This window comes from Pantoea sp. UBA5035 (assembly GCF_002415245.1).
In the GTDB taxonomy this organism is placed as follows: domain Bacteria; phylum Pseudomonadota; class Gammaproteobacteria; order Enterobacterales; family Enterobacteriaceae; genus Pantoea; species Pantoea septica.
On sequence record NZ_DICD01000003.1, the window covers coordinates 226,779 to 240,351 of the forward strand.

The window sequence follows — 13,573 nt, forward strand, 5'->3', positions numbered from 1 at the left end:
AACGCCAGGATTAGTGAGACGGCTGCGCGGTGATATCTTCGCCGAAGTATTTTTCCGAGATCGCTTTCAGGCGGCCATCTTTGCGCATCGCATCGACCTCTTTGTCGAACGCGGCGCGCAGCTTGTCGCCCTTCTCATCTTTGTGGAACGGAAAGCCGACCGACTCGATCACCAGCGGCTGGCCGACAAACTTCAGCGGCAGCCCTTTCTGGTTGATCTCCGCCAGCAGAATCGGCCCGGAGTTGACGTAGCCCTGCACGCGGTTGTTGATGGCGTCGTTCATCGCGCCGTCGCGGCTCTCGTAGGTGCGGATAGTTACGCCGTTATCGCCGAAAGCTTTTTTCAGGTTGACCAGGTGGTTAGAACCGAGCACGCCGGCGATGGTTTTGCCGCGCAGGTCGTCCAGCGTGTTGATATCGGCGTTGCTTTTGTTGGTGACAATCTGGCTGCCGTAATAGCTGTAAGGGATGGAGAAGTTATATTTGGCCTGGCGCGCCGGGGTGATCGCCACCACGTTGGCCACCGTATCGAGCTTGCCCCCCTCCAGCTGGCCCATCAGGCCGCTGAAGTCAGAGGTGACCCACTCGATTTTGTAGTTCAGATCTTTAGCGATCGCTTCGGTGACCTCCACGTCGAATCCGGTCAGCTTGCCATCTTTTTTGAACGCGCCGGGAAAGCTCAGACCGGTCGCGCCGACGCGGATAGTGGATGCGTCGGAGCCGCCCTGTGCCGATTTGTCGCTGTTGTCGCAGGCGCTAAGCAGTGAGGCCGCCATTACGACGGACAGTGCGATTAACCCTTTTTTCATGGTGATCTCCCTGGTTTCTTATCTGCAGCCGCGCTTAGCGGGCGTGCTGTGAATGAAGGTTTTTTTGCATGTAAACGGTGATGTGGCCTTTGCCGAGGTCTTTTTTGCTGACCTTCTCAAACCCCATCGCCTCGTAAAGCTGAATCAGCCACGGATGGCTCTCGGCGGTGCCAAGGGAATAGGCCGGCGCGCGCAGCTGATCGCGCAACACCGCCTGCTCCAGCCAGTCGAGCATCTTCACGCCCAGCCGCTGTCCGCGATAGTGCGGCGCGGTGGCGAACCAGCCGATGTGCGGCAGCCCGAACGGGCCAGGCAGCGGCCCCCAGGGATAGCGCAGCGTAACCGACGCCACCAGTTCGCTGTCGCGGAACATGCCGTAGACGCCGTGAGCGGCGATATGGCGCTGCATCTGCGCCGCATCGGCCGTGGCGGCATCGAATTTAATGCCCAGATCGCGCGCGGACGCGTAGGCCGCGTGCACCAGCGCGTAATAGGCTGCGGTATCGGCCTCGGTCAGCTGGCGGAAACTGTCGCTCATGCCCGCATCTCCAGCAGACCCGACGCCTGCGCCGCGGCGATCACCTCATCTACCTTGCGCGGCGCCGAACCGAGATAGTTCACCGGATCGAGCCAGCGGTTCAGTTCGTCGTCGCTGATGCTGTTGTCCATCTGCGGATGGGCGCGCAGCGTCTCTTTAAAGTCGCGCTGCTGTTCGTAGGCCTGCATGGCGCACTCGTACACCACGTGGTGCGCGGTCTGCTTGCCCATCTTTTTGCCCAGTTCGAACATCACTTTTTCCGACAGCAGCAGGCCGCCCTGCATGTCGAGATTGCGGCGCATGCGCGCTTCATTCACCGTCATGCCGCGCAGAATGGCGATGGCGTTTTGCAGCTGCGCAGAGAGGTAAATGCAGATTTCCGGCAGCGCGATCCACTCGGCGCGCCAGCTCATGGCGTCGCGCTCGTGCTCGACATGCATCGACTCATAAATCAGCGCGGCGCTTTTCAGCACCGGCGCGGTCAGGCTGGCCAGCCCTTCCAGCGCGGCGGGGTTGCGCTTGTGCGGCATGGTGGTCGAGCCGATCTTGCCGGCGGAGAACGGCTCCTCAATCTCGTTGATCTCGGTGCGCATCAGGTTGTAAAGCTCGTTGCCGATTTTGCCCAGCGAGCCGCTGATCAGCACCGCCACGGAGGCGAACTCCGAGAAGCGGTCGCGCGCCGACTGCCAGCCGATATTCGGCGTCGCCAGCCCGAGAATATCGAGCGTACGCTTTTCCACTTCCGGGCCTAAGGGGCCGAAGGAGGCGTAGGTGGAGATGGCGCCGTTGATGTTGCCGGTGAGCGTGCGCGGTTTGATATCGTTAAGGCGGGTCAGATGGCGCAGGAACTCATCCAGCCAGACGGCCACTTTGAAGCCGAAGGTAGTCGGGAGCGCCTGCATGCCATGGGTGCGGCCCACCATCGGCGTATGCTGATAGCGCCTGGCGACGACTGCGAGTTCATTCGCCAGCTGGGTCGCGTCGCGCTGAATAATGGCGAACGCGTCGCGCAGCTGCAGTACGGTTGCGGTGTCGACGATATCCTGGGTGGTAGCGCCGTAGTGGATAAACTCGCCCGCCTCGCCGCACTGTTTTTGCAGCGCAATCAGCGTCGGCATCAGGGAGTGTTTCATCTGCGCGCCCTGCTGCGCGATTTCGTCGATATTCAGCTTCGACGGGTCGGCGCGTTCGATAATGGTTTTTGCCGCCTGCGCCGGAATGACGTCAAGTTCGCCTTCCGCCTGCGCCAGCGCAACCTCGACCTGCACCTGCTGCCGCAGTCGGTTTTGCTCCGACCAGACGTCGCGCATTTCTGGTGTACCAAAATTGTTGCCAATTAAAAGAAAATCAATAATATGTGACGCCATCGCTTTGTCACTTATGTTGTTTTTACAGAGCTTTAAAATAACACCTCTAAACGGGCCTGGCCGATAATGGAAAGGCATATGTTATAGCGGTAAGTTATAACTCTGTGGCAAAAGCCTCTCTTCGCGCGGCGCGGCGCAATACAGGGCTAAAATAGCCTTAGCCCTTGTCTGGCAAGGAAAGCACGCGGTGTTAACCTGAGGCATGTAAACAAAAATCGATTTTCTTATTGCGCTTTTGTTATAAGAAGAGAGCTTTGCGCTGTTTTTTTCAGAAAAGTTGCATTTCCCTTAATAATCATCCGAAAACAGAGGTTGACGCTGATTATCCTTTGTCATGCGGCCTGCCATTCTGCCGCCTCACACGCACTAAGCATCGCAGTAGTTACCTGAAGAATTTTTCCTGAAGCAGGTGTCCGCGATATGCCTGAAGCGGACATTACTAATATTTCCAGCATTCAGGCCTAAAACCACCTTTTTGCCACTATACGCATTTCCACAAGCGCATTTTCTGGAATGAATTCTGATACGCCTATGGCTGACCATGCCGGATAGGGAGCCTTTATATATTCATCTTTCACTCTGGAAAAAACGTCTATATGCTTTTTTAAATCAATATGAAAGGTGGTCATCTCTAATATGTTTTCATAGGTTAAACCAGCGGCATTTAAATAAACACCAAGTTTATAAAACGCATCATGGAATTGTTCTTCAGGATGCTTACTTATAGGTTTGTCCTTACGGGCGGCGGTAACGCCTGACAGATAAACTGTGCCATCTGCTTCAATGACGGGAGAGAAGTGCCAGTCATTGAAATAATGCTGGAATTCTTCAGGAACTATCGATTTTTTCATGATTTTTCTCACCTGGATGACGTCATAAACCCCAGCCTATATCTACCCTAATGAGGAGCAATGAGCCAGAGGCTTGCCATCTGTTTGTACTTCAGCGCGGGCGGCGGAGCCTTTTCGTCACCGCAATGGACGCAACAGTCCGCGCTCAGGCGCTGTCCCAAAAAACGTATCGCTGAAAACGACCGCGTATCGATAGCGGGCGTTTTGACGCAACAGCGTGACTGTTCAATAGAGGTTCCGTTTTATATGATTTGGAAACCTGAATCTTTGCTGAACAGATGCCCTTATGGAACAGATAACGATTGAACGCCTGACGGGCCTGATTGCATTTACGCGTGCGGCATCGCTCGGCAGTTTCTCTGCCGCCTCTAAAGCGCTGGGTATTTCTCCTTCGGCCGTCAGTAAAAGCATTGCGCGGCTTGAGAAGCAGATGAGCCTGACGCTTTTTACCCGCACAACGCGCTCTTTACATCTGACGCAGGAAGGCCGGGTGCTGTATGAAAAAGCGCTCCAGCTGCTACAGGAAGCTGAAAATATTCAGCAGGCTGTCATCTCTACCCGAAGCCGTCCCTCTGGCCTGCTGCGAGTGACGGCGCCCTGGCCCATTGCCGTGCATATACTGGCCCCAGCGTTACCCGCCTTTCATGAACGCTATCCTGATATTTTTGTCGATATTCGTAGCAGCGATCAGGTCAGCGATATGGCGGCGGAAGGCATCGATATCGCCCTCCGGGTAGGGAGTATTCCAGATTCGCGCCTGATTGCTCGTCGGCTAGGTCATCATCGCGTCTGCGCTTTTGCTTCGCCCTCCTATCTCAACCGCAAAGGGATGCCCTCACATCCTGACGAATTAAAGCATCATGACTGCGTGAATTTCCGCTTCCAAAGCACCGGGCAGGTATTTCGCTGGGCATTCAGTATTGAGGATGAAATTGAGGAGTACCCGGTCAACGCCTGGATGATGGCGGACGCGAGCGAAATAGTCTCTGGCGTGATCGCGGCAGGCGGCGGCATTGGATTTTTACCCACCTATATGAGCGCCCATCATGTCAGAAATGGCGTTCTGGTGCCTGTGCTGCCGGCATACGCCTTCAATCGGGCCTGGATCACGGCGCTATGGCCTGAAAGTCGCCGCAACAGCCTTAACGTGCGGGCATTTATCGATATGTTAAGCGAGGTGTTCGCGTCGCCAACCGCCTGGGAACAGGAATTGATGGCCGTAAAAGATCCAGTCTGAATCTCTGCCTGGGTGCGAGCCTAAATCTATAGCCTGATTTGTTCCATAATGGCACTTACAAGGTGAGTATTAACGCCATTAAATCAGCAAATAAAATCTCCTAGTATGTCCGGGAAGAGTTAATGACCCACAACTGCATTCCCGGAGAAGAATATGAACATCACCAAAGATCTTCCAGTTACAGACAAGGCGCAGGGCATCGCTGGCACTCATATCGTGATTTTTGGCGGCAGTTCGGGCATCGGCCTGTCGGCTGCGCGCCAGGCGAAGGAAGCCGGCGCCCGCGTCACTATTATCGGATCGGATGCGGCTCGCACAGCCAGTGTTGCGATGCAGCACGGATTCGACTGGCGTAGTGCGGATGTTACCGATACCGAAGCCGTTAACGTCGCCTTGTCTGACATCGGCGTCGTGGATCACCTGGTTCTGCTGGCTGGGTCCTTTGTGGCAGGAAAAATTATGGAAGCGAACACCGGCTATCTGCGCCGCGCGTTCGACGAGCGTATCTGGGCCTCGGTCGATATTCTTCGCGCGCTTGGCGAGCGGCTGAGCGAAACCGCATCCGTTACCTTTATCTCAGGCATACTGGCCGATCGTCCCAGCGCCATCGGAACGGCTGTTCTGGCTGCCGCCTCCTCAGCGATGGAAGGTTTTGCCCGAGGCCTTGCGCTGGAACTCGCGCCGCGCCGCTTTAATACGCTGTCGCCCGGCACCACCAATACGGCCCTGCTGGGACGTACGCTAGGCGACGCGCGCGACGGCTACGTTGCATCCTTAAGCGCGCAGCTTCCCTTAAAGCACATTGTTTCCGCTGATGCGGCGGGCGCTGCCGTGCTGTTTCTTATGCAGAACCCGTTTATGAATGGCGAGGTGCTGCACATCGATGGTGGACAACGCCTCGTTTGAGACGTCCGGCTTTTGACCTGGAGAAAAAAATAATGCGTAAACTTTTTGAACCCCTGCAGCTGGGCGCTATCGCCATGCCTAATCGTTTTATTATGGCGCCTATGACGCGCGCCCGCGGTACGCAGGATAATGTGCCGACGGCGATAATGGCGGAGTACTACGCTCAGCGAGCGTCTGCAGGCTTAATCATTAGCGAAGCTATCGGCATTTCCAGACAGGGCCTGGGCTGGCCCTATGCCACCGGCATATGGAATGCAGAGCAGATAGCGGGCTGGCAGCGTGTTACCTCGGCGGTGCATGCGGCAGGCGGCAGGATAATCGCGCAGCTGTGGCATATGGGCCGCGTGGTTCACTCCAGCATGGGCGGCGCGCAGCCTGTGTCGGCATCAGCGACCACCGCGCCGGGCCATGCTCATACCTACGCGGGAAAAACAGCTTATGAACAGGCGCGTCCGCTCGACCTCAGCGAGATCCCCGAGATTATCGCGCAGTATCGGCAAGCCGCCAGAAATGCCATCAATGCCGGTTTCGACGGCATACAGCTTCATGCCTCTAACGGTTATCTTATCGATCAGTTCCTACGCGACAGCGACAACCACAGAACCGATAACTATGGTGGCTCAAGGCATAATCGCATTCGTCTGCTGGCGGAGATTACTCAGGCGGTGTCAGATGAGATTGGCGCAAATCGGGTCGGCGTGCGCCTTTCCCCTAATGGTGAAACCCAGGGCATACGTGACTCCGATCCTGTGCCGCTTTTCCGCCTGGCGCTGGAGACCTTGTCAGATATAGGGATTGCTCACATGGAGTTAAGAGAGCCACCCATTGATGGCACGTTTGGCGTGGGTGAGCAGCCTCCGCTGGCGCAGGTGCTGAGAGGCTCTTTTCGCGGCCCCTTGATCCTGAACTCGGACTTCAGCGTAGCCCGTGCTGAGCAGGCACTGCTGGAGGGAACCGGCGATGCGGTCAGTTTTGGCCGCCCCTTTATAAGTAACCCGGACTTTCCCTATCGTGTCGCTCAAGGGCGGCCGCTCACGCCTGACGATCGCGACACCTGGTTTAGTCAGGGAAGAGAGGGTTATACCGATTACGCCTGAGGCGGCACTGATTAAATGGGCCTTGCTGAGCCGAAATATCCCTGGCCCTGAGCCAGCCTGAGATTATCAGGCCAGGGTATTTCTATTTAAATCGCATAAATACGCTGTAAGCCTTATTGGGTAAGGGTGAATGTCCGCTTTGTGCCAGAAGCGGACATTGACGTTTCATACTCTTGAATCTTATTTCACCGATTCCGTCAGCGTGACAATCCACAACTCACTGTCCGACTCCGGTTTCTTCAGCGGCTTCAGATCGATAGTCGTTGCAACCGGCTTATCATCTATCGTCAGCGTTCCCTGCTCGGTCAACCGGTAATCCTTGCGCTTCTTACCTTCAACCGGGTTTTTCATTACCGTTTTTACGCCAAAGTCATTGTCATTAGTGACCGCCAGCGTTTTATCGTCGATCAGCGCCAGCCCTTCGGCCTTCTCCTGTTGCCAGCCGAGTTGACGTAAATCGACCACCTGCGTTTTAGCGGCAAGCTTAATGCCGCGCTGGGCCATGGCTTTCTCGTCGTCAAACTCCGGATATTCGCCAGGCTTATCAAAGGGTGAAAGCTCGGTAGCCGGGCTGAGATCAACCTTATAAACAAGGTTGCGCATGGCGTCGTTTTTGTCGCTGCCCTGTTCTATCAGCAGGATATGCTGATTGTCGATCGCCACGATATCGCCATTTTTTGCGTCGCTGTTTTTACTGTAAGCCTCGCTGTCGACAGGGTAACCATACATCGCGGTTTTTCCGGTGGCTGGATCAAAGCTCACCAGGCGGGTAAAAAGCGCCTGCTTTTTACTTTTACCGTCGATATCCAGCGTGCTCTGCACCGCAGCCATGATACGCCCATCCGGCATGCGGGTGATGCCCTCAAAGCCCCGATTGGGCTGACGCCATTTGAGTATGTTCGGCAGCCCGCCCGCGATGGATGTTTCTCCCTCTGCTGCCTGCGGCCCGTGAATCGCCAGGATTTTGCCGCGTTCATCAACGTTAATCAGGAATGGGCCATATTCATCGCACAGCCAGTATCCGCCCTTCCCATCCGGCGTAATGCCTTCCGTATCCAGACCGCGGTTGTCACCCTGCAGCACTTTCAGCGTATCGCTTAGCGCGACTTCATTGGTTGATCCAATGAGGCCATCCTGCAACGGCAATCCGTTAACGTTGCCCTTATCGTCATGCAACGGTCTGGCATCTGTGGCCTCCGCTTTGCCGTTCTGCACCCGAATATTCATCAGCAGAGGTGCGAAGTCCGGCGTGACGAAAATCTTTGACTCTTTCTTACCCGCATCAGGCGAATCAGCATTTGGCCCGCGATCGGTGACGGTCGCGAAAGTCAGCGCATCCCCCTGCTTGCCGGTAAACAGCAAACCAGAGCCTATCCCCACCGGCAGACCCTGAGGAAATGCGCTGGCGAACGCACCGTTGTAGCTCACGCGCGTCCCTTCAGGGAAACTGACGACGTAACGTTCGGCCTTCGGCTGTGCCGCTAACGTTGAAAAAGAGAGCACACAACCGATAACCAGAGAAATAGCGTTGATTTTCATATTTTTATATCCATGAAGGAAAGTCACGAGCCTAAAGAATAAAAATGACAAAAAAATGAAATCGCCGGGAAACACTGGCGGTTAACCGGGTAATTATTCCCCCGTCAGGTTAGTGGGATGAACCTGTCTGTTTAGATACAGCAATCCAGACTCCGCGAGCAGTAAACGCAGGCGCTTCCGGTCAGCGATAGTCATGATTATCAGGATGCGGCGGATCGCGCTGAGTTCACCGCTCGCCTTTGATTAACGCTGTTCTATCCCATAAAAGATGTTTACATTTGTTCAGCAAAACTATCGGCCGCTCAGCAGAGCGTCACTGACCGACACAGGGATTAATCGCGGGCAAGAACAGTGGTTAACGTCATTATCAAAATTACACCGCAACCAGTGGCAGGGAAAGAATGAGCGAGATTGCAACTGATCGCATAACCGGGATGCCGTCACGAGCGGCAGCGTATCTTTGCCGTCAGATTGCTGGCCTGGTTAAAGCAGGAAGCCTGAACCCGGAGACCTGCCAGCGCATCTTTGCCTGCTGTGGTATCAGACCTTCAGATACTCAGTGGCGTCAGTTTCTTATCCCGGTTCTTTGCTTGCTGGGATTACTGTCACTGGTTGCCGGATCGCTGTTTTTTATTGCCTGGAACTGGGCCTGGCTACCGAAGATGGCGAAATTCGCCCTGGCAGAGTTGCTGATCGTCGCGCTGGCGGTGGTGGTCTGGTGGCGCTGGTACAGCAGGCTGGCACGCAGCGCATTGCTGGCGGCAGGGCTAAGTTTCGGCGCCCTGTTTGCGCTTTATGGACAGATTTATCAGACCGGTGCGGACAGCTGGGAGCTATTCCGGGCCTGGTTATGCGTTCTTCTGCCGCTGGCGTTGATCGCCCGGCAAAACAGCCTGTGGTTTTGCAGCTGGCTGATCGCTAACCTGGCGTTCCAGCTCTACACCACCACGTTGCCGTCCTCGCTGCTGGATGTCGCCGTGTCTGACAGCGTCACCCGGCTCCCGACGACGGTGCTTCACGGCTATCTGGCGCTGCTGGCAGCCTGCCTGATAATCAGGGAAGCCCTGGCCTGGCGGGCAATAACACATCGCCCTGAGAGCTGGCTGGCAAGCCGCTGGTTCTCGCGGGTCATGGCCGGATTTTTACTGCTGCTGCTGGCCGCCATCGTGGCCGAAAACATCGCTGACTGGCATGGTGCTCATCACTTTACTTCTGTGACGGCCGGCTGGGTGATTGCCCTGCTGGCAGGCTACTACCTGTACCGTTATCGCTTTGTGGATCTCTGCATGCTGACGCTGGGCATCGCAAGTCTGACCGTTGTAGGCTGCGCGCTGATCGTGCAGTTATTTCTTTTAGACTATGATACGGGTGACCTGTTTTTGACCGGCACCCTGATGATTTTCTGGGTGGCGGCAAATGGTACGATCCTGCTGAAGTGGCAACGCAAGCTGGCTGAAAAAAGTCCTGTCGATCAGGCTCCGGCCGAGCTGACCTTACTGACAGATACCCTGTGTCAGCGGGGTTTGCTGAGCGTCTCACAGGTTGAGGAGATTCAGCAACGCGGCCATGCTTCTGACCTGCCCTGGTATCTGCGGCTGGCGCTGAGCGTCGGAGGCTGGGTCGCCGCAATTATCATTCTGTTACTGATGGTACTGCTGCTCTATATCTCTGACCTGCTTGATGACCCGGACGCTGTTACTTTTATTCTTCCTTCACTGGTGCTCGCTGTTATTGCGCGCGGCCTGTTGCGCAATGAGCGCGACGGTAAATATCACCTCGGGCTGGCATGGGCCATTGCGGCGACGTGCGGGCTGATAGTCGGCGTTGCGCTGCAAATCCCGAGCAATGACGTGCGCTTTATGATGCTGAGTTCACTGTGCGCGCTGCCGATCCTTGCCGCGATGGCGATGGCGATGCCTGACCGCACCTACCGGCTTATGGCCATCACTGCCCTGACCTTTTTTCTGGTACTGGCAGGCTATTTACTGGCCCGGCTTTACCTGTCACCGACGGCGGGTCGCTTTGCTGTTTCCATACTGGTGGCGGCGGTCATGTTTTGGTGGCTCTGGATTGTCACTCATCAGCTGAGGTTACAGGCAGGGCCCTATGCTGACGCGGTACATCCCCTGCTGTATGGCATTCCGGCGGGGCTAATGTTGCTGAGTTTTCTCGGGATAAACGCGGCGTTTCTTACGGATCTCATCTGGTCTACTGCGCCTTTTTCTCTGCTTCAGTCTGCGACAGGCACAGGGATAGCGGCAGGTTTAGTGCTAGGTGCGCTTAGACAGCAAAAGAACAGCCAGCCGCTGTTGTCGATTATCACACTGCCCGCAGCCCTTATCTGCGGGGCTGCTGCCCTCTATGCACCGGGTATTGGGCTGGGCTTGTGGTTGATTCTGATGGCGCGATATCAGGGAAGTCTGGGATTGCTGGTGGTCAGTGGCGGTTTCATGGCGCTGTATCTCATTGGCTGGTATTACTTCCTGGAGGTCATACTGCTGCACAAAGCGCTGCTTCTGCTGGCTGTCGGTCTGATGTTACTGGGGCTGGCATGGGGAGTCAGGAAAGTGTTACCCGCACAGACTGGAGGTGCCAGTGAGAATGCGTAAACAGAGCCGATGGCTGGCCTGCGCGGTGATAGCGCTGGCGCTGATGGCCGTCAATGTCAGCATCTGGCAAAAAGAACAATTGCTGAAACAGGGCGCGGTCATGATTTTACCTCTTGCGCCGGCTGACCCGCGCTCCCTGATGCAGGGTGATTACATGGCGCTCAGTTATGCCCTCACCCGACCTCTGGAGCAGACGTTTTATCAACAGGCGGTGGCCTGCCGCGCGACCCTGTCAGCGCCATGCCTCCCCACCCGCGGGACCCTGATTGTTGACCTCGATGCGCAGCGTCATGCGACTCAGGCCCGGTTTGATCAGGGTGAGCCTCTGCAGGCGAATCAGCTAAGGGTGAAATATCATTACAATTCTGGCTCGCTGAACGTCGGAACCGATGCTTATTTCTTTCAGGAAGGTCATGCCGAGCGTTTCGCGCAGGCACGATACGGGGCATTCCGCGTGGGGAGCGATGGCACGGCACTGCTGACGAATTTGCTTGATGAACAGGGTAAGGTGATTCAGCCTTAGCTTTACGAGATGCTCTCTGACCTGGACAAAAATAGACTGGCAGGCGGCCTTATTATCCTTAGTGAAAGGATTTTCTTAGCAGATCATCGCGATGCCTGCGCAGCTCTTCGTCCATCGTTCTGGCTTGTGTAGCTTAACTTGTACTCGTCTCAGCGCTGCAATACGGGTAATCTCCTGTGAAAAACCATGCTGCTGACAAAGGGTGAACTGAATGTCTGCTTTGTGCCAGAAGCGGAGATTGATAAAGCAGCTTGTTTAATTAGTCGGGAGCGGTTCAAAGATTTAATGTTCACTCACGCTGTTTAATACGTGAACTTACAGACATGTTGTAATGTTCTCAAAGGTTACTATCAATAATGAACTCTTGTACATGAGTTCAGGTACGGCTATGCGCTTAAAGAGGAAAAATGGATAAGTATGCGGAACGACTTACAGGGTTTATGCGAGCTGTAGGCTGTATGAATGATGCTGCAAACCGTATATCTGACTATTTTGTGGTTAAGCTTGAGGAAAGCGAGAGCATGCTGACTTCTTTGGCGAGGTACCATTCATCCATTACAAATGAGTTTCCGGCTGCATACTGGCACCCACAACTTAGAGAGTGTTCTCAAACAATATTTATGGAAACAGTGGCAATTTGGTTCTTTGAACATGAGGACATGCAGCTTTTGCCATCCTCATTGAAGCAGAATCTCCTCGGCAATTTCATAGATGATCTTAATGAAATGACCGGTAATGCCCTGTTCTATAGTCTCATCACTAGCCCACCTGTGTGGTATGCCTCCCTACACGAAGAGTTTGTCATCGAATCACAATACGGCAGATACCTCATACATTTCAGTTGTCACTGACTCCTTTATCACAATCCAACGTCAGGAAAGCTTTCCTGCACAACCTTTACACTTCAGGTACCGAAATCGGCTGAGGGCTTGACTCGCTGGAGAACTGAAAAAAATCATAAATCATTCATTGCTTACGTCCGTTTTTCGCCCATAGCGCACCCCAGCGCAAGTTATAAATCCCCTCATCCATCGCAAGACGCACAAAAGATTTACCTAACAAACGTTAGATAGATGTTGACGTGCATCGAATCGCCCGCTAAGGTTTACCTAACTTACGTTAGTTAGACAATCCAGCCATCAACTTTCAGGATTAACCATGACGACTAAACTTCAGCTTTTTACCTCACCTTCGGCCTTTCCCAATCCACAGCGTCTGCGTCTGTTCGTGCACGAAAAAGGCATCGCTGACCACTTTGCCGAGACCATTTATGACATGTCCCCTGTAGGCGAACAGCGTGGCTGGCGTCATTTGAATATGAACCCGTGGGGCGAAACGCCTACCCTTGAACTGGCTGACGGTAGTTACATTTCCGAAACGGCCGCCATCGTTCGTTATCTCGACCAGACGTATCCCGGCCGCAAGATCATGGGAGAGACGGCACTGGAACAGGGTCTGGATAACATGTGGGATAACCGAGTGTGGGTGCACATCCTGTATCGCATTGTTACAGCGTTCCACGTGCTGCATACCGGCCTCGGCTTCAAGCTTGAACTGACCAAAAATGAGGCCTGGGGCGAACACTGCCGTAAAGAAGCGCTGGCTCACGCCGCGCTGGTCAATCGTCATCTGTCAGACGGCCGTGAATGGCTGCTTGGCGGCGACGCCCCGACCTTCTCGGACATTACGCTGGCAACCGCAATCGCCTTCTCGAAATTCCCGGTCAATGCCACTCCACTTGACGAGCGTTTTGAGTTCTTAGATGCGTACTGGCAGCGCTGGACAAAACGCCCGGCCTTTCAGGCGGCCTACGCCGATCGCAGCAGCGGCATTCCTGAGCTGGATTCGCCAGCCCAGTAACCGCTTCTCACTAGCAATGCCGGTACGCCGGGATCGCCATTCTCTGACTTTCCCGGCGGCCGTAGCGATCTCGATAGCCTCGCCTGTCGATGCCGTTTGCTGAATCACGATGAAACAACGTCTGCCTGAGCAGCCTGGTCGCCATGAACGGGCTGCTCACCCTCACAATCCTCCTGTCACCCGGCAGGCGTCTGCTATAAATTAACCTTCCCTGTTTAAGCGATCGTCTCACGTCTCA

Annotated in this window: 12 protein-coding genes; 7 read left to right on the top strand and 5 right to left on the bottom strand. The window is 54.8% G+C overall.

Annotated elements, in window-relative coordinates:
* Positions 1 to 10: 10 nt before the first annotated feature.
* The 4 genes from B3229_RS01920 to B3229_RS01935 all read right to left on the bottom strand — a co-directional run bounded on the left by B3229_RS01920 (position 11) and on the right by B3229_RS01935 (position 3,564).
* Positions 11 to 808, bottom strand: a complete 798-nt coding sequence (locus B3229_RS01920; RefSeq protein WP_286868080.1) for an amino acid ABC transporter substrate-binding protein — start codon at positions 806 to 808, stop codon at positions 11 to 13.
* A gap of 34 nt (positions 809 to 842) precedes the next feature.
* Positions 843 to 1,346 carry a GNAT family N-acetyltransferase gene (locus tag B3229_RS01925; RefSeq protein WP_286868082.1) on the bottom strand — a complete coding sequence of 168 codons (504 nt, stop codon included), beginning with the start codon at positions 1,344 to 1,346 and terminating at the stop codon, positions 843 to 845.
* Positions 1,343 to 2,713, bottom strand: a complete 1,371-nt coding sequence (purB, locus tag B3229_RS01930; protein ID WP_048782436.1) for an adenylosuccinate lyase — start codon at positions 2,711 to 2,713, stop codon at positions 1,343 to 1,345. The genes B3229_RS01925 and purB overlap by 4 nt, the downstream gene beginning before the upstream one ends.
* A gap of 461 nt (positions 2,714 to 3,174) precedes the next feature.
* Positions 3,175 to 3,564, bottom strand: a complete 390-nt coding sequence (locus tag B3229_RS01935) for a Rid family hydrolase (protein WP_286868084.1) — start codon at positions 3,562 to 3,564, stop codon at positions 3,175 to 3,177.
* A 286-nt stretch (positions 3,565 to 3,850) separates the two neighbouring features.
* Between B3229_RS01935 and B3229_RS01940 the strand changes: the two genes are divergently transcribed.
* The 3 genes from B3229_RS01940 to B3229_RS01950 all read left to right on the top strand — a co-directional run bounded on the left by B3229_RS01940 (position 3,851) and on the right by B3229_RS01950 (position 6,804).
* Complete coding sequence (locus tag B3229_RS01940) at positions 3,851 to 4,801, top strand: LysR family transcriptional regulator (RefSeq protein WP_277268561.1); 951 nt, start codon at positions 3,851 to 3,853, stop codon at positions 4,799 to 4,801.
* Positions 4,802 to 4,954: 153 nt separating this feature from the next.
* Positions 4,955 to 5,707, top strand: a complete 753-nt coding sequence (locus B3229_RS01945; protein WP_286868086.1) for an SDR family oxidoreductase — start codon at positions 4,955 to 4,957, stop codon at positions 5,705 to 5,707.
* A gap of 32 nt (positions 5,708 to 5,739) precedes the next feature.
* Positions 5,740 to 6,804 carry an alkene reductase gene (locus B3229_RS01950; RefSeq protein WP_286868089.1) on the top strand — a complete coding sequence of 355 codons (1,065 nt, stop codon included), beginning with the start codon at positions 5,740 to 5,742 and terminating at the stop codon, positions 6,802 to 6,804.
* Positions 6,805 to 6,984: 180 nt separating this feature from the next.
* Here B3229_RS01950 and B3229_RS01955 read toward each other — a convergent pair whose 3' ends face one another.
* Positions 6,985 to 8,343, bottom strand: a complete 1,359-nt coding sequence (locus B3229_RS01955; protein ID WP_286868487.1) for an esterase-like activity of phytase family protein — start codon at positions 8,341 to 8,343, stop codon at positions 6,985 to 6,987.
* Between the two features lie 401 nt (positions 8,344 to 8,744).
* On the opposite strand from B3229_RS01955, the gene B3229_RS01960 reads away from it, so the two are divergent.
* The 4 genes from B3229_RS01960 (at position 8,745) to B3229_RS01975 (ending at position 13,335) form a co-directional block, all read left to right on the top strand.
* Complete coding sequence (locus B3229_RS01960; RefSeq protein WP_286868092.1) at positions 8,745 to 10,952, top strand: DUF4401 domain-containing protein; 2,208 nt, start codon at positions 8,745 to 8,747, stop codon at positions 10,950 to 10,952.
* On the top strand, positions 10,945 to 11,475 hold the full coding sequence (locus B3229_RS01965; RefSeq protein WP_286868093.1) for a GDYXXLXY domain-containing protein: 531 nt from the start codon (positions 10,945 to 10,947) through the stop codon (positions 11,473 to 11,475). Before B3229_RS01960 ends, B3229_RS01965 begins: the two co-directional genes overlap by 8 nt.
* Positions 11,476 to 11,882: 407 nt before the next feature.
* Positions 11,883 to 12,326 (top strand): hypothetical protein, encoded by a 444-nt coding sequence (locus B3229_RS01970; RefSeq protein ID WP_286868095.1) that lies wholly within the window; start codon positions 11,883 to 11,885, stop codon positions 12,324 to 12,326.
* Between the two features lie 307 nt (positions 12,327 to 12,633).
* A complete protein-coding gene (locus B3229_RS01975) occupies positions 12,634 to 13,335 on the top strand; it encodes a glutathione S-transferase family protein (RefSeq protein ID WP_286868096.1) in 702 nt (233 codons plus the stop codon).
* Positions 13,336 to 13,573 lie beyond the last annotated feature (238 nt).

Bases quoted from the DNA above. Each gene is read 5' to 3' on its own strand.
- B3229_RS01960 (WP_286868092.1), top strand. From the start codon at position 8,745: ATGAGCGAGATTGCAACTGATCGCATAACCGGGATGCCGTCACGAGCG.
- B3229_RS01925 (WP_286868082.1), bottom strand. From the start codon at position 1,346: ATGAGCGACAGTTTCCGCCAGCTGACCGAGGCCGATACCGCAGCCTAT.
- B3229_RS01970 (WP_286868095.1), top strand. From the start codon at position 11,883: ATGGATAAGTATGCGGAACGACTTACAGGGTTTATGCGAGCTGTAGGC.
- B3229_RS01920 (WP_286868080.1), bottom strand. From the start codon at position 808: ATGAAAAAAGGGTTAATCGCACTGTCCGTCGTAATGGCGGCCTCACTG.
- purB (WP_048782436.1), bottom strand. From the start codon at position 2,713: ATGGCGTCACATATTATTGATTTTCTTTTAATTGGCAACAATTTTGGT.
- B3229_RS01935 (WP_286868084.1), bottom strand. From the start codon at position 3,564: ATGAAAAAATCGATAGTTCCTGAAGAATTCCAGCATTATTTCAATGAC.
- B3229_RS01945 (WP_286868086.1), top strand. From the start codon at position 4,955: ATGAACATCACCAAAGATCTTCCAGTTACAGACAAGGCGCAGGGCATC.
- B3229_RS01965 (WP_286868093.1), top strand. From the start codon at position 10,945: ATGCGTAAACAGAGCCGATGGCTGGCCTGCGCGGTGATAGCGCTGGCG.
- B3229_RS01975 (WP_286868096.1), top strand. From the start codon at position 12,634: ATGACGACTAAACTTCAGCTTTTTACCTCACCTTCGGCCTTTCCCAAT.
- B3229_RS01940 (WP_277268561.1), top strand. From the start codon at position 3,851: ATGGAACAGATAACGATTGAACGCCTGACGGGCCTGATTGCATTTACG.
- B3229_RS01955 (WP_286868487.1), bottom strand. From the start codon at position 8,343: ATGAAAATCAACGCTATTTCTCTGGTTATCGGTTGTGTGCTCTCTTTT.
- B3229_RS01950 (WP_286868089.1), top strand. From the start codon at position 5,740: ATGCGTAAACTTTTTGAACCCCTGCAGCTGGGCGCTATCGCCATGCCT.